The organism is Pantoea latae, from assembly GCF_002077695.1.
Classification (GTDB): domain Bacteria; phylum Pseudomonadota; class Gammaproteobacteria; order Enterobacterales; family Enterobacteriaceae; genus Pantoea; species Pantoea latae.
Genome location: NZ_MWUE01000022.1, coordinates 1 through 18484 on the forward strand (window position 1 = coordinate 1; position 18484 = coordinate 18484).

Annotated in this window: 19 protein-coding genes and 1 pseudogene; 15 read left to right on the forward strand and 5 right to left on the reverse strand. The window is 48.5% G+C overall.

Annotated features, from left to right (window positions below; translation table 11 throughout):
- Positions 1–508: 508 nt before the first annotated feature.
- Positions 509–766 (forward strand): annotated as a pseudogene (locus tag B2J69_RS24540) (replication protein P).
- 464 nt (positions 767–1230) lie between these two features.
- Here B2J69_RS24540 and B2J69_RS13930 read toward each other — a convergent pair.
- From B2J69_RS13930 to B2J69_RS23870, 3 genes are all read right to left on the reverse strand, one after another.
- Positions 1231–2310: a hypothetical protein gene (locus tag B2J69_RS13930; RefSeq protein ID WP_081140506.1), complete on the reverse strand. Its 1080-nt coding sequence runs from the start codon at positions 2308–2310 to the stop codon at positions 1231–1233.
- Positions 2311–2802: 492 nt separating this feature from the next.
- On the reverse strand, positions 2803–3558 hold the full coding sequence (locus B2J69_RS24235) for a hypothetical protein (RefSeq protein WP_174580910.1): 756 nt from the start codon (positions 3556–3558) through the stop codon (positions 2803–2805).
- 3 nt (positions 3559–3561) lie between these two features.
- Positions 3562–4389, reverse strand: a complete 828-nt coding sequence (locus B2J69_RS23870; protein WP_143806291.1) for a hypothetical protein — start codon at positions 4387–4389, stop codon at positions 3562–3564.
- A gap of 1104 nt (positions 4390–5493) precedes the next feature.
- On the opposite strand from B2J69_RS23870, the gene B2J69_RS13940 reads away from it, so the two are divergent.
- Positions 5494–5910, forward strand: coding sequence for an antiterminator Q family protein (locus B2J69_RS13940; RefSeq protein WP_081140148.1), 417 nt, complete (start codon positions 5494–5496; stop codon positions 5908–5910).
- A 71-nt stretch (positions 5911–5981) separates the two neighbouring features.
- Here the strand turns inward: B2J69_RS13940 and B2J69_RS23875 are convergent, their stop codons facing one another.
- Together B2J69_RS23875 and B2J69_RS23640 are read right to left on the reverse strand one after the other, a co-directional pair.
- Entirely contained in the window at positions 5982–6533 is a 552-nt protein-coding gene (locus B2J69_RS23875; protein ID WP_143806292.1) for a DUF6037 family protein, read from the reverse strand.
- A 628-nt stretch (positions 6534–7161) separates the two neighbouring features.
- Positions 7162–7662, reverse strand: coding sequence for a tyrosine-type recombinase/integrase (locus B2J69_RS23640; RefSeq protein ID WP_094078517.1), 501 nt, complete (start codon positions 7660–7662; stop codon positions 7162–7164).
- Between the two features lie 424 nt (positions 7663–8086).
- Between B2J69_RS23640 and B2J69_RS13950 the strand changes: the two genes are divergently transcribed.
- The 13 genes from B2J69_RS13950 to gpU all read left to right on the forward strand — a co-directional run bounded on the left by B2J69_RS13950 (position 8087) and on the right by gpU (position 18481).
- Positions 8087–8401, forward strand: coding sequence for a hypothetical protein (locus B2J69_RS13950; protein ID WP_081140150.1), 315 nt, complete (start codon positions 8087–8089; stop codon positions 8399–8401).
- Entirely contained in the window at positions 8388–8912 is a 525-nt protein-coding gene (locus B2J69_RS13955) for a lysozyme (protein ID WP_081140151.1), read from the forward strand. The genes B2J69_RS13950 and B2J69_RS13955 overlap by 14 nt, the downstream gene beginning before the upstream one ends.
- A complete protein-coding gene (locus B2J69_RS23645; protein ID WP_094078518.1) occupies positions 8912–9370 on the forward strand; it encodes a lysis protein in 459 nt (152 codons plus the stop codon). The genes B2J69_RS13955 and B2J69_RS23645 overlap by 1 nt, the downstream gene beginning before the upstream one ends.
- 76 nt (positions 9371–9446) lie before the next feature.
- Positions 9447–9671: a hypothetical protein gene (locus B2J69_RS23880; RefSeq protein ID WP_143806293.1), complete on the forward strand. Its 225-nt coding sequence runs from the start codon at positions 9447–9449 to the stop codon at positions 9669–9671.
- Between the two features lie 912 nt (positions 9672–10583).
- Positions 10584–11096 carry a DUF1441 family protein gene (locus B2J69_RS13965; RefSeq protein WP_081140155.1) on the forward strand — a complete coding sequence of 171 codons (513 nt, stop codon included), beginning with the start codon at positions 10584–10586 and terminating at the stop codon, positions 11094–11096.
- Positions 11093–13192: a phage terminase large subunit family protein gene (locus B2J69_RS13970; protein ID WP_081140157.1), complete on the forward strand. Its 2100-nt coding sequence runs from the start codon at positions 11093–11095 to the stop codon at positions 13190–13192. The genes B2J69_RS13965 and B2J69_RS13970 overlap by 4 nt, the downstream gene beginning before the upstream one ends.
- On the forward strand, positions 13189–13401 hold the full coding sequence (locus tag B2J69_RS13975; protein ID WP_081140158.1) for a hypothetical protein: 213 nt from the start codon (positions 13189–13191) through the stop codon (positions 13399–13401). The genes B2J69_RS13970 and B2J69_RS13975 overlap by 4 nt, the downstream gene beginning before the upstream one ends.
- Complete coding sequence (locus B2J69_RS13980) at positions 13401–14906, forward strand: phage portal protein (protein ID WP_081140160.1); 1506 nt, start codon at positions 13401–13403, stop codon at positions 14904–14906. Before B2J69_RS13975 ends, B2J69_RS13980 begins: the two co-directional genes overlap by 1 nt.
- 13 nt (positions 14907–14919) lie before the next feature.
- The gene (locus B2J69_RS13985; protein ID WP_081140162.1) at positions 14920–16842 is read left to right on the forward strand and encodes a ClpP-like prohead protease/major capsid protein fusion protein; all 1923 of its coding nucleotides are present in this window, start codon (positions 14920–14922) and stop codon (positions 16840–16842) included.
- An 84-nt stretch (positions 16843–16926) separates the two neighbouring features.
- Complete coding sequence (locus B2J69_RS13990) at positions 16927–17250, forward strand: DUF2190 family protein (RefSeq protein ID WP_081140164.1); 324 nt, start codon at positions 16927–16929, stop codon at positions 17248–17250.
- Positions 17243–17554 (forward strand): hypothetical protein, encoded by a 312-nt coding sequence (locus B2J69_RS13995; protein WP_081140166.1) that lies wholly within the window; start codon positions 17243–17245, stop codon positions 17552–17554. The genes B2J69_RS13990 and B2J69_RS13995 overlap by 8 nt, the downstream gene beginning before the upstream one ends.
- Positions 17520–18086: a phage tail protein gene (locus B2J69_RS14000; RefSeq protein WP_174580913.1), complete on the forward strand. Its 567-nt coding sequence runs from the start codon at positions 17520–17522 to the stop codon at positions 18084–18086. The genes B2J69_RS13995 and B2J69_RS14000 overlap by 35 nt, the downstream gene beginning before the upstream one ends.
- Positions 18083–18481, forward strand: coding sequence for a phage tail terminator protein (gene gpU, locus B2J69_RS14005; protein ID WP_081140170.1), 399 nt, complete (start codon positions 18083–18085; stop codon positions 18479–18481). The genes B2J69_RS14000 and gpU overlap by 4 nt, the downstream gene beginning before the upstream one ends.
- The last annotated feature ends 3 nt before the right edge of the window (positions 18482–18484 follow it).

The following is an 18484-nucleotide window of genomic DNA, read 5'->3' on the forward strand; positions in this document are numbered from 1 at the left end:
GATGGAGTTAATGTATAAGATTTTAAATAGCGGTAAGTTAGAGGAAATAATGTTATTGATTGAAAAGTGAAAGATTGCTGGTAAGGTGTTTATTTATAATATTACCTTACCGGTTTTATTGGTTTTATTGGTTTTATTGGTTTTATTGGTTTTATTGGTTTTATTGGTTTTATTGGTTTTATTGGTTTAGTAAGTGAATATTCCATTCCTTCGCTTGTGTTTATCACAGAAGCATAAAGTGTTCAGGCATGGTTTTTTATACAATAATTTTATCTCACTAACGTTAAATTAATATGTTGTAAATTTATTAGAGCATATGATGATAATAAAACCCTAAGTTAACCGGCAACCAGACGCAGTCAGGCAACCGTGGCTTTAACAGAATCGCTGAGCAGCTGAGGGATATACTTTTCTGCAGTTGAAGCTGGTCTTTCCCGCATCCATCAGCACGGCCCTGAAGCATTAATGTGACGAGGCCGCTGCGAAACGACAATGGATTGCGGCGTTTGTGGAGAACGGCATCACTTCGAAACAGCAGTTGCCCACGGGTATGAAACGGACTTGTTCCAGTAATTGGCCTTTCTGACCTTCGCCTGATGAGTTCATTCAGTGGTGCCGGAAGGGCGAATACAGCGTTGCGGGGCTGCCGGACGAGGATGAGCTTTACAACATGGTGATGAAATATTGCGCTCGCCGGGGACTGTACAAATCACCTGAAGCCTACTCGTGGAAGAGCAACACCTGCTTCTGGATGGTTACCGGCTGATACAGTGCAATGCGCGCGAAGGGCTGACGGAGCTGGAGCTGTGCATGAAGTGTCGCAATGAGCTGCGGATAATGACTATGCGCCTTCAGTCTAGCGAGTTGATGCCGCCTCCTCGTGCGTAGCTGGAAAAGCTCTATGTGCCAGCCAGCACCGAAAAGGTAGTGGCATATATTAGGTAGTTGAAGACTTTGCTTAAAGCAAATGGCAGGAAGCGCCGGGGTAAACTTTCGGAATGAGCAAGCAGCGGAAGTTCATCACTTTTTGCTAATGGAGATTTAACGAATAATCCAAATGCTCAATTAATGGGGGGCAGGTCAAAGCATTTTAACATTCCTATTCAACTTGAAACGATTTTGCGCGATAGAATTTACGGTTTATCAGGAAATATTCCTGAGCTCCTACCCTTTTAAAAACGTGATTTAACGTATCTAAGACCTATTATTCGTTGGTAGGGGTTGTCGATATTAATCGGAGTCAATTTTCCCAAATTCTGTTAAGCCGAAAACTGAATTATCAGTATTATGAGCTTGCAAACCCGCTTCGTGAATTTCATTCAGATCAACTGCTTTACTATCCTCTAATCCTAGAGAGAACATAGGATAAGCCCAGTTCCAATGCTGATCAGGAATCAATCTATTATTCTCAATCCTAAAAAAACTGACTATGAGATGATGCTTCCCTTGAATTGCCTCGTCATCATAGATATTTGCCAGTACACCAAAGTGCTTGTAGCCTGCTTGGTCATTCTCGAACATTTTTATTTTTGTGCCGTTTCTTATCATCCAAAAAGAATGTTTCCCAATAGCATCAGTGGCTTGCCAGTCGGATTCATCAACTTCCCAGTCAAGGTAGTGTTTGTAGTTTGACTGAGGTTTTAGTTTTTTGTCATTACTAAACCAAGGTATTGGTGGGAGTATAGGTTGAAGTCCTTCTGGCAGGGGGGACTGACCCGCGGCAATGGAATGCATGATCTTTGTCATTGATGGAAGCCCCATTAAATGCCATAGATCATGTTTATCCTTTTTAAAGATAAGAAGCCCTTTAGATACGCCATCCATGTAAGTTGACTTTAAACGAATTAGTATATCCTTGTTACCGTCTTTATCTAGGTCTTCAATATTTATTGAAGATGCTACGACTTCGTCATTCTCAGCGCCCGGGATAATTGCCCAGTACCCAATATCGTAGAATCCAGGTCTGCCAACTACTTTATCTATTAAGTTTTGTCCAGAGGGTTCGAAGATCATCAGGAAGCGGCTAAGGGCACCATTAGCACTCATAGCTTTTCCGTAAACTACTACGGAGTTTGATGTACTTAGGTCGAGTGACTCACTTGTTACTGAGTCAAATAACACTGAGGTCAAATTTGTGGCAAGTTGCTGCTGGATACAGGCTCGAGCCATTTCTACTAATTTTTCACGAACATCCGCAGATCGCATAGGTTGTGAAGTAAAATGGAACAGCCCTAGTGTAACCACTACGCCCAGTATTGCCGTTATAATGCTGCCTAGAACCTGTTCCTTAACCAATTTTAAAATACTCATCAATATCACCTTCAACTTCACTTTAGCATCTTAGTACTATTAAAATTGTCATTCTGAAATATCACAGCTTTCCAGCCACTAAGTCTATCTCTAAGCTTTTCGAGCATTCAGCACCAGTCATAAATAATGCTCGATAAAGTTCGCCTTGAGCGCATTATAGCAAGGAACGTCGTTTTATTGACTAATGCAAGCGAGTATTTTGTCTCAGCATAACTCCCAACTACGTATCTGTTTTTAGGAGATCATTACGGCGAGCAAGATGTTTCAGAAAATGCATATCTCCAACAGCAAATGCATGCACTTGATTGTCATTTGAATTACTACCCTTCATAAAGTGCCGGTATTCAGGAAAACCGTTTTACCGTACGTAACGTATCCGGCGTAGAATATCATACATTAATATTTAATTGGTTATTTTATGTCAGAAATTTCAGTAGTATATTGATTGCTGGCTTCGCTGAGAGACAAGTGATGTAAATATTACGAACATTCTTAGCCATGCATTTCGTAAAAAGCATCTATGCTATTTTTTATACCAGGTTTTTCAAAAAACTCTGGAAAATTATCTTTCATATAAGAAATGTTTTTCCAATCAAAATAAACTACAGCTATTACTAATATGTTTATAGCTTTAACTGGTGTTAAGCTAACGCAAACATCAATATAGTGTTCTCTGTCCTCTATAGGACATTTTTCATTTATTAGTTTAGTTAGAACGTAAAAGCCTCTGACAACAGAAAATATTGCCATTCCAGAAGCGTCATCAATACCCCCTAAAATTGCAGAAGTTTCACTCAGAGTTGAGTTGTTTTCCTCTATATAATTGGTGATATAGTTTTCTAGTTCATTAACCGCCTTTACGCTTTTGAACGTGCCGTTTGGTAGAATCAATTCAAGCTCTTTAAATTCTTCTCGTTCTGCTTCAATTAAATTATAAAAGCTTACTTCAAAAGATCTTTTGTCTTCTAACTTAGACTGTCGCTTCGAATCTTCTATAAGTGAGTTGTTTGCTTCTCGTTGCAGATTAATTGAGTTGATTAGCATAACAATGCTTATAAATGATAATATAGGGTTAAGAACGCCTCCAACATAGTCACCAAATGTCCCCCAATCACCTTTCGAATCGGAAAAGCCACTCCATTTTCTTGGCTCAAAAATATCCCACATATCATCCCAGTGATTAAAATATGCGAAGTAAACAAACCAAGTAATAGCTATTATGGCTATAGCTGAAATCTTTACCCTCATCAGTTATTCCACGCCGTGTATTAAATATTGAACAAGCTCACCAGTATTATCTGTGATCTCAGTTACTTCCATGGTTAATGGGGAAAAATAATCATTTCCTCTCCTATTATTATTATCGAGGTTTCGTGAGAACTTCCTCTTTTGTTCTTGACTTATGTAATCCCATCTAACTGCATGTCTAAAGGATATAGAAGTAGATTCTCTATCTAAAAGAAGTCTCCCAGTCCCCGTCAGCGCGTTAAATCTCGTAACGATTGCTTGGATTCGAGACCTTTGAGGCGACTCGTAACGTCGATTAAGATTAGCTAAAGTGACGCTATCAATAGTGGCTACTTTGACTCTTATTTCATTCTTTTTAGTAGAAAGCTCTACCTTATACCCTTGACTTTCAACAGCCTTATGCATATTAATTAATGGCTCTTTGAGTCTTCTTAGTATGTCTAGTTCGATAGGTCTTAGCTCTGCTATTTTATGCATTGCGTTTTCGGTAGTAGGCACAAAGTCAACGCGGAGACACTTGCAAATATAATATCTCATTATTTCAGAAAATGCTTGTGCGCCTAATTCATTAAAACGCTGAATTTGATCATCACCCGTAATGGACAATAAAAAGTTTTGTCCAAATGATCCTTCGAAATTATTTTTAAATACTGTTCTTAACCCTTCGGCTTTGTTTATTTTTTTTGGAACTTCACTGTTTAATATAGCATTGGCAACCAGAACTGTTGTGTCTGAAGTCCCTAGGAATGTTTTGGAACCCGAGTTCATGTCAAGAAGATTAAATTGCCTTTCGCCATCTGTTACGATTACGTCCATTTTTAAATCAAGCATTTGTTTTCCTTTGTTGATTTGTAGTGCCTTAAGTAGACGATATCTTAAAATTTCCCATGTAAAGCATTTGTTTGATATTTGCTTTATTTTTATAGTTATTTTTGATATGAATAATTTGCGTTTTATATAATAATATTCCCGTTCGCCATCCCATGTCAGTGTAACGAGGCTGGCATCTGATTAGCTTGTAACGGTGCGCAGTTGAGTTTTATGATAGTGCAATTTTTTAATTGCCTAACCTTTATTAACCTTAAGTTTTTAGTTGCTGTTCAGTGAATGGCAAGCGATAGATGTTTAATAACATCTAGAAAATATGATAAAATGCAATATTTAGTATTGAATGTGCTTTATATCAATTTGTTACATCGTTAAAGCTTTGCTTTTGCCTCAACTTATGCACCATGCGGACAAAATATCTCCCGTGCTAGTATTTTATCTATAAATCGGCAAGGCCATAGAATCTCTGTCCGTCAAATCCTGACTCATCGAGTGTTATGTACCATATTATTTTTCCCAAAATTTTTCATTTGGCTATATACCTGCAGGAGACATATTCTGAAAGTATTAAATCATAAATTTAACTGGTTAATGAAGAGCGTTTCATGCAACTTTATGCATTTATTATAAATACAAGGAAACGTACTTTTCTAACGTGTTTTAGCGGAGTTTTATAGTGTTTATTGTGGGATGAGCGATTTTTTCTACCACAAAATTAAACTAATCTGTTAATGGTTATCATGGCTCATGGGCACCGCTAATCAATTTTCAAATGAAAGGCAATCACTCTATCGGCTGGTCTGGGCAAATCCGGCAGACGTCTTAGCTGCGGACCTCAGGGTCAGCGAGCAGGTGCTTATTGCAAGATGCCTAGAGTCCCTGACCCCGCGTCCATTAACCGATTACTGGCGAGCTCTACTTGGATGTACCTGTTCCGAACTCATTCCAAAGATGCTCATCTTAGGATGCGTCCGGGGCGGCTTGTCTTCTCCCCTTGATTTACTTGTCTTTAAAACTGCGCAACACTGACTTTCTCATGTAACGTTCATCAATAAACCGTATAATTGTTTTACTTAGTTCGGTTCAGTCAAGATGGAAACCAGAGCAATGCGTGATATTCAACAGGTGCTTGAACGCTGGGGAGCCTGGGTTGCAAATAACCCGGAAAAAATCTCATGGTACAGTGTTGCCGCTGGATTCACAGGGCTTTTCCCAAATAGAGTGACGACTCGCCCTCAGTGTTGTGATGAGGATGGACTGATTGTCAGCCGTTGTGTCGCTAAGCTTTATTCCAAAAATGCAGATCTGCATGAATTGTTGGTAGATTACTACATTCTCGGTCATACTTTTATGTCATTGGCAAGAAAACATCACTGTTCAGATGGCCACATCGGGAAAAAGCTTCAAAAGGCCGAAGGCGTAGTTGAGGGCATGCTCGTCATGCTAGATACGTCACTTGAAATGGACAGGTTTGTGCAACGCATACCTCGCCCATATTCATGTGAAACTAATTTACGTACGTAAAAGTTGGCGTAATCTGGTAATCATGCAGTTTCTGTGACAACACCGGCTTCCGCAGTCAGTAAGCGTTCAGTCTAATTTTTTTTGTCGTGTACTGACCAGCAACTGCTGATATTTCTGTCCAGACAAAAATCGGAGATCAACTTGCCAAATGCACGGTAAGTTTTTTCCAGGTTCTTTTCGCTGACATGGCTGCTGCTTCCATTATTGCGCCAGTGGCTGAAGAAAACCTTCTCTCCGTCATCAACAATTTCTGCACTCTGGGTAGGTAGAGCAGATGGCTGTTTGGCATTTTCGATAGAGGAAGGAATATGTTGGGCAAAGTGCTGTAAGAATTTAGATGGCTTAAAAGGGTTAGCAGGATCGAAGGTCAACCCCAAGGCTCTGCACAGATCTGAGTAAGCTGATTCAGGTCTTATTACTGGCGCAACCTCATATCCCTGGCGAACATCAAGTATGAAACTACATTTATGTCCAATCGCGCCAAAAAGCAGTTTATAGGGCGTACGGTCGGTAAAAAAAAGCACATCGAAAACAACATTATTGTGTCGGTATTGAAACTGCGTCCGTGTCACATTATTAGCCCGCATACTCGCATGAAGTGAACGAAGACCCTCTAATTGCATATGCCCCTCACTAATTGATAAGTTAATCTTTAGGTTATCAAATGGTGTAAGGGGCATCCACAAGCAATTACTATTTTCAATGTACTCTTATGGCATACCTCAACCCTCTGACAGCGCGGTCTGTAGAAAATTTGGCAGCTGGGATCTCAGCCTTTATTGGCTGGAGAGTTTTGGCATAGATAAAATATTGTTAATTTTTGTCAACACTACAGATTGCTCTGTTCAATGAATGGGTCGATAGAGGAATATATTGCAAAACATTCCAAAAGACTGGCATAGCCTGTATGAACTGGCACAAAGCTGATGCGTGGGAGTCGCTAACTGGCGTAATACCGCTAAGAGCAGCCATAGCCCATCATCGATGGTTAAAGCGTCGGCAGTATCTTACCGACGCTTTAACCATCGATGATTAACTAAGCGATAAATACCTAAAACCTTTCTCTCGCATGTCGTTGTATTTATCTGTCATATGCTGATATTTATGGCCCAGTAGTGTGCGAGTATCTATGCCCTGCACTCGATAAAGTCGCTCAGCCAGAGAGCGCTGTTCGCGGAACGGCGGTGCAGTACAGCCGGGCGGAACTGACAGCTCGCAGCACTCACGACAAACCCTAAACCAGTGCGACAACTACCAGGTATGGATGCACCTCCCTGAGTCCGTTTGCAGCATCAGGCCATTTGACGGACAGATAACGATGACTTCAGCGAGTAAGGTAGATATAGCCTCCAGATACAGGCTAAGCGAGAGGGCTATCTTTTCTCCCGTTTTAATCTGCGTGATATAAAGATAACCATCCCTGACGTCACGAGAATGCATACTGACTAAATCCGAGGGGCGCTGGCCGGTAACCAGTGCCAGCAGCATTGCGTTCTGAAAATAAACCGGAGCCCGGTATTTAGCGCACTTAAAAAGCTGTATCCACTCGCTGAGGCTCAGTCGCGCCGCTGCAACCGCTGTCATCGGCGGCCGGGATAAAAGGGCGGGGTTGTGTCCCATCGGTACAACGCTCGCTCGTTGCACCTCTTTGAAAAGATCGGACAGATTTATGCGGAGCCGGCGAGCTGCGTATGAGGTTTTTTGGACTTTTTCATTGATGATGCGGCTGATCTCATAAGCCGAGATGCTCATCAACTTACGATCGCCCCAGACTCTGCAACAGAACCGCGCAAGCCTTATATAGTCCTGTACTGTTTTCGCTTTTATTTCGCCGCTGGCGTGTCTTGCCTGCACTGCGAGTGAATAGCTTTAAACCCATTTACCTACTGTTAATGACATGATTTTCTACTCATCTGTAATTAAAGCTGCCTGCGCGGCAGTGAGATAAGTGAGGAAGGCTATTCCTGCGCTGAATGCAGTCCTTGCATATCTCTGCGAGGACTATAGAGCCTGTTGTTAACGACGAATCTCAATAAATTGTACCTACAAAGCTCGCTTAGGCGGGCTTTTTTTTATACTCAAAGTCTCCGCTGGTTCCCACCGCGCACCCTGCGCACGCCGACGCGCGGCTTTTTTCTTTTCACCCCATCGTTGCCCACACCAGAAAGGGCTGAGCATGCATCGTATGGACTCTTCATCTCATCAAATGCCGTATTGGTGGTCTGCGTGTCTGGCGTTCTTCTCAACGCTGACGCTTTACGACTGCGTTTTTTGCATCGGCGCAGCGATCTCCGCTTTCTTCACAGTCAAAACCTATTACGCCTCGCGACGCGAAAGGCGACAGCAGCTGGAGGAGGAGCGCAAGCGAACAGAGATGCTCAGAACCTATCTGGACAGCGTCATCGCTAAGCCGGAAAGCGAGCGCCCAACGGCTGCTGAAGTGGTGGCTAAAGCAACAGAAAATGCGGGGATGACAGATGCCGATACTTAACAGAAAAGCCGGCGCAGCGGGCGCGGTATGTGCTGTTGGCGTCATCGTTGCAATCATGCTTTCTGGCGGGCAGGTGCGCACAAATCAGCGCGGACTGGAACTCGTTGGTAATGCAGAGGGTTGCCGGCGTGAGCCGTACACATGTCCGGCAGGTATTATAACCGACGGTATAGGCAATACACACGGTGCTAAGCCAGGCTCGCGCAAGACTGACGAACAGATAGCCGCAGACTGGCAACAAAACATACTGGACGCCGAAGCATGCGTAAATCGCTACGCCGCTGGCACCCGACTGCCGGCTAACACTTTTTCCGCTGCGGTCTCGATTGCATTCAATGTCGGCTGTCCAAAAATGCAGAAATCAACGATGTTCCGCTATTTCCGCCATGGGCAGCTGGTGGACGGATGCAATGAATTTCCCCGGTGGGTTTTCGGCGGAGCCAAAGAGCTGCCGGGGTTGGTGAAACGTCGCGAGGAAGAAAGGCAGCTTTGTCTGAAGGGTGTGAAGTGATGCGGTATTTGCTGCTGTGCCTCTGCCTAGTTGCGTTGGGAGCCGGTCTGCTCGCTACCCATTATCACGACAAAGCCACAGAGTGGCGCGCGGCAGCACATCAGACGCAACAGCTGGCGAAGCAGCAGGAAGCTGCTCTCAGCGAAATGCAGAGGCGACAGCGTGAGGTTGCCGCGCTCGATGAGAAATATACAAAGGAGTTAGCCAATGCTCAGGCGACTATTGAGCAGCTTCACCATGACGTTATTGCTGGTCGCAAGCGGCTGTACCTCAAAACCCGCCGTTCAGCCATGCCAGAGGGTAAAGCCCCCGGCACCAGCGGCGTGGATGATGCAGCCCGCACCCGATCTGATAAGTCCGCTGAACGGGATTATTTCACTCTCAGAAGTCGAATCGAGCTCGCCGGTAAGCAAATAGCCGGCCTGCAGCAATTCATCAGAGAGCAATGCCTGAGGTAACAATAATTCCCCGGCTTTTTGCATGACTTCTGATGATGCATAATCCTGGTTCAATGCATCAGCACATGAGTGAAAAATGGAAATAGACGTTGGAAACTTCACACGCGTCCAAGGAAACGCTGTCTATGCAGAAGTAACGATTTATACCGATCCCGATTCGGGTGGTGAAAACGTGTCTCTGTATCTGAAGTTGCCTTACAAGTCTGAAACAACACTTGCAGATTTAGAGGCGCTGGCAAAAAGCGAGGCCATAAAGCAAATGCGCGCTGCGGCCGACTGGTTATCCAGGAGTCCTGTATAGCTGCACAAGCTCATTACACAACAAAGCGCATTAAAGGTGGCATTGCTTGAGACTATGGGCTTGAAGTTAGTTTGATTATATTTACGTGCTCGAAGGTAAAAACAATTTAAGAGCTGGACTTATGCGCGGGCCTTATGATTTACTGAGTTTAGTTCCGGAATTCAAGCTCATTATAAAGTAAGGGCTTGTAAAGATATGGGTGGTCTCCTCCTTAGACTGATGTTCACGGCTTCGGTAGTTGGAATTGGCGGGAGCTTAACCTCGTTTGCAGTATCGTTTCTAACAGCAGAAGTTATCAGTTTGATTTCAGGATATATCCTTAAGGAGGGTGCATATATGATTAAATTTAATACTAAAAATCACATCTGCTTCAAAAACAACGCCGTGAAATCTGGTTGTGGAGAAGGCCGCCATTTCAGGCTAAGCCTGCTGATGAGCCTGTGAAAGTCAGGCGAAAATAACATATCTTTTTAAAGCCTCTTTTATAGAGGCTTTTTTATTAGGTAAATATGGCCCCTATTTATAAACATGACATGTTCTGTTGCAAACACCTCTTTGTTTAAACACTGTGCTCGAAGCCGTATCAGGGCAACTCGGAACTCTTTAAAAGAGGTGAAAGCCTGACCTATTAAAAATCAGAACAAAAAAAGGAAAAAATGATTGTCTCGCCACGCTCTGAATCTGCGGGTCCTCCCGGAGGGGTACCCTGGCCACGAGGCGGCGGCCCCGCAGAAAACGGCTAGTTTTGCGATTTTCATAGGGACACCACCACGTGTCTTAACTAATTGAATATATAAAATAAATCGGCTTTTGAGGTGTCCATTTCGCCAAAACCAGGGACAGGTGGATAGCGGTTAATTACATGATATTAAAAAGGAAATACGTAAATGAGCTGGTGTGTTGAGGTGAGGAATGTCAGACATCAGCAGAATCGGGGATGCCTATAACTGGAGTGTTGCGAAAATTGCTGAAGCTTTCGGCATAGATCGTAAGACGGTCAGAAAGAAAATCATGAACGCTCAGGTTGCATCCGCCGGAAACATTCGTGGAAATCCGGTCTATGCCCTCAAGGACATCGGTCCTGTTCTCTTTGCCCCTGACGAAGCAGCCACACCTGAAACACTTCATGATCCCTCCCGTATGGATCCTAAATCCCGTAAGGACTGGTTTCAGTCTGAGAATGAGCGCGTAAAGCTTGAAGCTGCGCTCAGCCAGCTCGTTCCTGCTAATGAAGTGCATCGCGAGATGGCCATGATGGCGAAATCTGTTTTACAGGTACTGGATACATGGCCTGACAGGCTGGAGCGCGATCATGGGTGGTCTCCGCATCAGATTTCAGAAGCACAAAGCATTGTTGATGAAATTCGAGAAGCGCTGGCTGCAGAGATCCGTAGTGCAGATATCGTCGAAGAGAGTGAGTCATGACATACGCCTCAGCTGCTGAGATACGCCGAGACGTATCTGAACTCTTTAAAGCTCCACATCGAATGCCAGTAGCTGATGCGGTTAGACGCTACATGCGCGTGCCTTTGGGTGGCGGCAGTTCACTCCCATGGGACGCGACACTGACGCCCTATATTGTTGAACCCATGAACTGCCTGACGTCGCGCAATTATGACGCTGTGGTTTTTGTCGGCCCCGCGCGGACGGGTAAAACGCTGGGTCTGATTGATGGCTGGATAACCTATTCTGTGGTCTGCGATCCGGCAGATTTTCTGCTGATACAGATGACGGAAGAAAAGGCGCGCGAACATTCAAAAAAACGCCTTGAACGCACTTTTCGCTGCAGCCCTGAGCTTCACAGCCGTCTCAGCCCACGCGCCAGCGATAATAATGTGCATGACCGGACTTTTCGCGCCGGCAACTACCTCAAAATTGGCTGGCCATCCGTCAATATCATGTCCTCATCGGATTATCGATATGTTGCACTCACTGACTATGACCGCTGGCCCGATGATATAGACGGGGAGGGGGATGGTTTTTCCCTGGCGTCCAAACGCACCACCACATTTATGTCAGCCGGGATGACGCTGGTGGAGAGCTCCCCGGGCCGGGATATTTGCGATACAAAATGGAAGGCTTCGACGCCACATGAAGCACCGCCAGCAACAGGGATCCTCTCGTTATATAACCGGGGCGATCGCCGCCGGTGGTACTGGCCGTGCCCGCATTGTGGGGAATATTTTCAGCCGGAAATAGCCAGTATGACAGGCTATCGCGGCTATACCGATCCGGTACTGGCCAGTGAGGCTGCACGTCTGCAGTGTCCGGCCTGCTCTGAACTGATTGAACCCGATATGAAGCGTGTCCTGAATAGCCGCGGCGTCTGGCTGCGTGACGGGCAGAGCATGGATCGTGAGGGGCAACTCAGCGGGAAGGCACGCCAGTCCCGGATTGCCTCTTTCTGGATGGAGGGGCCGGCAGCGGCATATCAGACATGGACTCAGCTGATTTATAAATATCTCACTGCCGAACAGGAGTATCAGGCAACAGGCAGTGAAGAAACCCTTAAAGCCGTCTTCAATACGGATTTCGGCAGGCCTTATTTTCCCCGGACCGCCCTTGAACAACGTAAGGGAGAACATCTGGAGAGCCGGGCAGAGGATATTCCCGAGCGAACGGTTGCAGACGGGGTGAGGTTTCTTGTTGCAACCGTGGATGTGCAGGGCGGCCGGCATCGTCGTTTCGTGGTGCAGATAACCGGATACGGTGCGATGGGAGAACGCTGGGTCGTTGACCGGTACAACATCCGTCATTCGTTACGCAGCGATGCCCTTGGCGAAAGCCGCCCACTCGATCCCGGCAGTTACCCTGAGGACTGGGATCTGCTTCTCTCGGACGTGCTGTACAAAACCTGGGCGCTGGCCAGCGATCCGTCAAAACGAATGTCGCTTATGGCGATGGCTGTGGATTCCGGAGGCGAGGACGGTGTGACCGACAACGCCTATCGCTTCTGGCGAAAATGCCGTCGGGAGGGGGAAGGAAAGCGTGTTTATCTTTTCAAGGGCGACAGCCATAAGCGTGAAAAGCTGATCACCCGGACATGGCCTGACAATACCGGACGCTCAGCGCGCCGGGCAAAGGCTGCAGGGGATGTTCCGCTTTATCTGCTCCAGACCGATGCGCTCAAGGACCGGGTAAATAACGCCCTGTGGCGTGAAGCCCCAGGTCCCAATTACATTCATTTTCCGGCCTGGATCGGGAGCTGGTTTTATGACGAGCTCACCTATGAAGAGCGCTCACCAGAAGGGCGGTGGCGTAAACCGGGGCGGGGAGCCAATGAAGGATTTGACCTGCTCGTCTATGCCGATGCGCTGGTCATTCTGCATGGCTACGAAAAAATTAAATGGCCTGATGCACCTTCATGGGCTCGCCGGGAAACCTGGCTTGAAGACAGTGATACAGATAACACTCTGACAAGCATGTCTCCGCCACTGAAAGCCCGCACCCGCAAACCCTCATCAGGCCCGACTCCCGACATGACAAACAATCCCTGGATTACAAACGGAGGCTGGATATGAACCAGACCGAGGTGGAAGCCATGATCCGCTATTACACCGAGGCAGAGATTGCCGTACTGAGCGGCAAAACCATCATGCTGAACGGACAGTCCATGACGATGGAGAATCTGGCAGACATTCGAAAGGGGCGGCAGGAGTGGGAGCGCCGCCTGGCCGTATACCTTAAAAAACGCTGTGGTCAGACGGGTTATCGTTTAGCGAGGTTCTGATGTCATTCCTGGATAATGCAATCGGTGCTTTTTCGCCGTCGTGGAAGGCTGCCAGGCTGCGTGCCCGCATGCAGATCCGCGCCTACGAAGCCGCGCTCCCCACCCGCACACATAAAGCCAGACGCGAAACACGCTCAGCCAACCAGCTCAGTCAGGCCGGGGCAGTTTCCCTTCGCCAGCAGGCCAGAGCGCTTGATGCGAATCATGACCTGGTGATCGGCATACTGGATAAGCTGGAAGAGCGCGTTATCGGCGCAAAAGGCATCATCGTTGACCCGCATCCGCTGCTGAAAGACGGCCGTGTGGCTACAGAGCTGGTGAAAACCATACGCAAAAAATGGGGTGAATGGTCACTGCGGCCTGATGTCACTGGCGAGTTTTCCCGGCCAGTACTGGAGCGCCTGATGCTGCGCACCTGGCTCAGAGACGGGGAGGTTTTTGCTCAGCTGGTGAGCGGCCATGGCGCCGGGCTCAGGGCAGATGGCGGCGTACCTTTCTGGCTTGAAGCACTTGAGCCAGATTTCGTGACCATGAACTCCGATCCTGCCGCTGGACTCATTCAGGGCGTCTGGCTGAACGAGTGGGGTAAGCCGCTTAAGTATCAGGTCTATAAAAATCTCCCCGTCAGCGGTTTGCTCTCTGATACCAAAGAGGTGTCTTCTGACGCCATGCTGCATCTTAAATTTGCGCGGCGTCTGCACCAGGTGAGGGGCATTACCATCCTGTCTGGTGTGATGATCCGCCTGAGCGCCCTGAAAGATTATGAAGAAAGCGAAATGGTGGCCGCGCGCATTGCCGCTGCTCTGGGGATGTACATCAAAAAAGGTGACGGGCAGGACTATTCAGAAAGCCTGAGTGGCAGCAGTGAGCGTGAACTGACTATTCAGCCGGGCATGTTGTATGACGATCTCCGGCAGGGTGAAGAGATTGGCATGATCAAGTCAGACCGGCCCAACACCAACCTTGAATCATTCCGGAACGGGCAGCTACGTGCCGTGGCTGCCGGTACACGTCTGAGCTTTTCGAGCACCGCCCGCAATTACAACGGCACATACAGCGCGCAGCGGCAGGAGCTGGTGGAGTCTACGGACGGATATCTCATTCTGCAGGACTGTTTTATTGCTGCTGTCACCCGGCCGGTTTATCGCGCATGGCTGAAGCAGGCGCTTGCGGCGGGCGTGATTAAGCCACCCGCCGACATCGAGCTTTCCACACTGTATGACGCCATTTACTCGGGACCCAGTATGCCCTGGATCGACCCTGTGAAGGAGGCGACAGCCTGGAAAATCCAGATACGGGGTGGGGCGGCAACCGAATCCGACTGGGCGCGAGCGTGCGGGCGCAACCCTGATGAGGTTAAACGTCGCCGCAAAGCGGAAGTCGATGAAAACCAGAAAGAGGGGCTGGTGTTCGACACTGACCCGGCAAACGACAAAGGAGTCAGCAGTGACCGAGAAAATAAAGCAGATAAGCCAGCGTCAGGCGATACAGGCGAAGAAGACTGAATCCTGGTTCTGGATGGCCATACGGGGCGAAGCTGAGGCAGAAATTTATATCTATGACGAAATTGGTTTTCAGGGGGTGCCGGCAAAACAGTTTATCAGCGACCTCCAGGCACTCGGCGAGATCAAACACATCAACCTTCACATCAATTCGCCGGGTGGCAGCATTTTTGAAGGGATCGCCATTTTTAACGCACTTAAATATCACCCTGCTGCCATTACGGTTCATGTCGACGGCGTGGCCGCGTCGATGGCCTCCGTCATCGCCATGGTCGGTAATCCGGTCATCATGCCGGCCAACAGTTTCATGATGATCCATAAACCCTGGGCGGTCGCAGGCGGTGATGCCGATGACATGCGTGATTTCGCTGAACTGCTGGATAAAACAGAAGCTGTGCTCATCCCGGCTTATGCCGCCAAAACAGGGCTGGCCCATGAGGTTATCGCCGGGATGCTGAAAGAGGAAACCTGGATGGATGGGACCCAGTGTGTCTCGCTGGGATTCGCTGACCAGCTGGCGCCCGCCGTTCAGGCAATGGCCCGCATTGATTCAAAACGTATCGAGGAGTACGAAAAAATGCCAGAAAACCTTCGCAATATGCTGACGCCGCCGCAGAACAGCCTGACGCATGATCCTGCTCCACCTCAGGCAGGTGTGAACGAAGCGGTTTTACGTGAACAGTTCATTGAAGAACAGCGTGTCCGCGCACGGGCGCTCACTGACCTGTTTGGGATGTTCGGTGATAAATACAATGCTCTGCAGGCAGCTTGCATCGCGGATCCGACGTGCACACTTGAGCTGGCACGCGAGAAGCTGCTGACGCAAATGGGCAAAGACAGCACGCCGTCTAACAAATCAGCCGCACCTCACATCTATGCCGGAAACGGTAATTTTACCGGTGACGGTATCCGGCAGGCCATCATGGCGCGGGCCGGTTATGAGCCACTCCAGTCAGATAACCCTTACAACGCCATGACGCTTCGCGAGCATGCGCGCCTGTCACTGACCGAACGGGGCTTCGGTGTGGCCAGTTATAACCCGGTACAGATCGTCGGGCTGGCGTTTACGCACAGCACTTCCGATTTTGGCAATATCATGCTGGATGTGTCCTATAAATCCATTCTTCAGGGCTGGGAACAGGCCCCTGAGACGTTCGGTGAGTGGACCAAAAAGGGACAGCTGTCCGATTTCAAAATTGCGCACCGTGTGGGGCTGGGTGGTTTTCCTTCGCTACGTCAGGTCCGCGAGGGGGCGGAATACAAATACGTCACGACGTCAGACAAGCAGGCAACGATTGCCCTGGCCACCTACGGTGAGCTGTTCAGCATCACCCGCCAGGCCATTATCAATGATGACCTGAGCATGCTGACCGATGTTCCCATGAAACTTGGCCGTGCGGCTAAAGCCACGGTGGCAGATCTGGTCTATGCCATCCTCGTGAAAAATCCGCAACTGAGCACGGATAACATTGCGTTGTTTGCAGACAGCCATGCAAATGTTCTGACCAAAGCCGCAATGGATGTGGCGTCCCTGGATAAAGCCCGGCAGATGATGCGCCGTCAGAAAGAAGGCGAACGCCATCTCAATATTCGTCCGGCTTTTGTGCTGGTGCCGACCGCCATGGAGTCCACTGCCAGTCAGGTCATTCGCTCAACGTCTGTTAAAGGCGCCGACATCAACGCCGGTATCATTAACCCCGTGCAGAACTTCGCAACGGTAATTGCCGAACCACGTCTGGACGATGCCAGCCAGAACACGTTCTACCTCGCGGCGGCAAAAGGTTCGGACACGATTGAGGTCGCTTACCTTAACGGTGTGGATACGCCGTTTATCGACCAGATGGAGGGATTTACTTCTGATGGTGTCACGACGAAAGTACGCATCGACGCTGGTGTTGCACCTGTTGACTATCGCGGCCTGGTGAAGTGCACCGCCTGATGCGCCCTGAATAAACCTGAACGCCCGGAAGGGCTTTTTTTATGCCTGAAATCCGGTCAACACGGATCGGGAAGGAGAATAACCATGGCAAAAAATTATGTGCAGGATGGCAAGACACTGACGTTCATTGCGGACGAAAACTATAAAAGCGGCGATATGGTGCGTGTGGGAGATCGTATCGTTATTGCCGTAACAGATACCCCGAAAGATTGCGCCGGAACTGGCCTGGCGGAAGGGGTATTCACTTTAGCGAAAAAATCGGGTGAAACCATTCAGGCCGGAAAGCGCGTGTATGTGTACGACAATCACGTTGTTGCAAACAATCAGGCGGGGGCGGTACCACTCGGTACCGCCTGGGAAAACGCCGAAGGCAAGGCGCCCTTTGTGGCCGTTAAGCTTTTTGGCTAGCCCGTTTTTCCGCCTGACTGACAGGATGGACGATGTCACTGCACGCCGGTTCGGTCAGGCCGTAGTGATTAATGGGCGGACGATGTGCGCAACTGAACATGCCTTTACGGCTGACATGGGACCACTGTCCGGAGAGGGCGTGTCGTTAATTGTCTTCGACAGGGCTTATCAGCCCGAACGACATGATCGGGTTGAATGGCAGGAGAAACACTGGAGAGTGACCCGCTGGCAGTTTTACAACGGCAAGCCGCAAATCTGGCTTGAGGAGGATAAAAGTGTGGGGACTGAACCAGGCACTGAATAACCTGTATGAGCTCGATCGTCAGCTGGTGCCCCGCGCGCTGGCGCAGGCGGTGAACCGTGTGGCCCGTCGCGTCATTACGCGCTGCACACGCGAGGTTGCAAAGCAGACGCGTGTTCCTCAGAAGCTGGTCAGGCAGCGTGTCCGGCTACGCCCGGCCACGCCGGGCCATGCTGATCCGACCGCGCGACTGGTCGTTAACCGCGGGGATTTGCCGGCTATCAGTCTGGGCACGGCCCGTCTGCAGCTGTCCCGGCGAAAAACAGTGGCCGGCCGGCATGGCAGCGTGCTGAAAATCGGGCGGTTTACTTTCCGAAATGCATTTATACAGCAACTGGCTAACGGCCGCTGGCATGTACTGCAGCGGACCGGCCGCAGTCGCTATCCGGTTCAGGTTGTAAAAATCCCGCTGTCCGGACCGCTGACGGAGAGCTATCAGAAACAAAGCCGGCAGTTGCTGGAAACGGATATGCAGGCTGAACTGGCCGCCGCGCTCAGACAGCAACTGAGGCTTTACCTGAGGAAGAGGGTATGAAAAAACATGCTGAAATCAGGCGCACCCTCACGGATGCGCTTAAGTCCCACATCAGCGGGGCGGCCTTTCATGATGGCCGCCCCGTTTTTATTGATGAAAAAGAACTGCCCGTCGTAGCCGTTTATCTGTCAGACGCCCGCTACAGCGGTAACTATCTGGATGCAGAAGCCTGGCAGGCCACGCTGCATATCGAGGTATTCCTCCGGGCAACCCAACCGGATACGGCACTGGATGAGTGGGTTGAACGCCATATCCTTCCGGCACTCGTTAATGTGCCGGCACTTTCATCCGTGATCGATACGCTCACGCCGCAGAGTTATGACTGGCAGCGAGACACTGAAATGGCGAGCTGGGGTTCAGCCGATCTGACTTATCTCATTACCTATCAGATGTAAGGA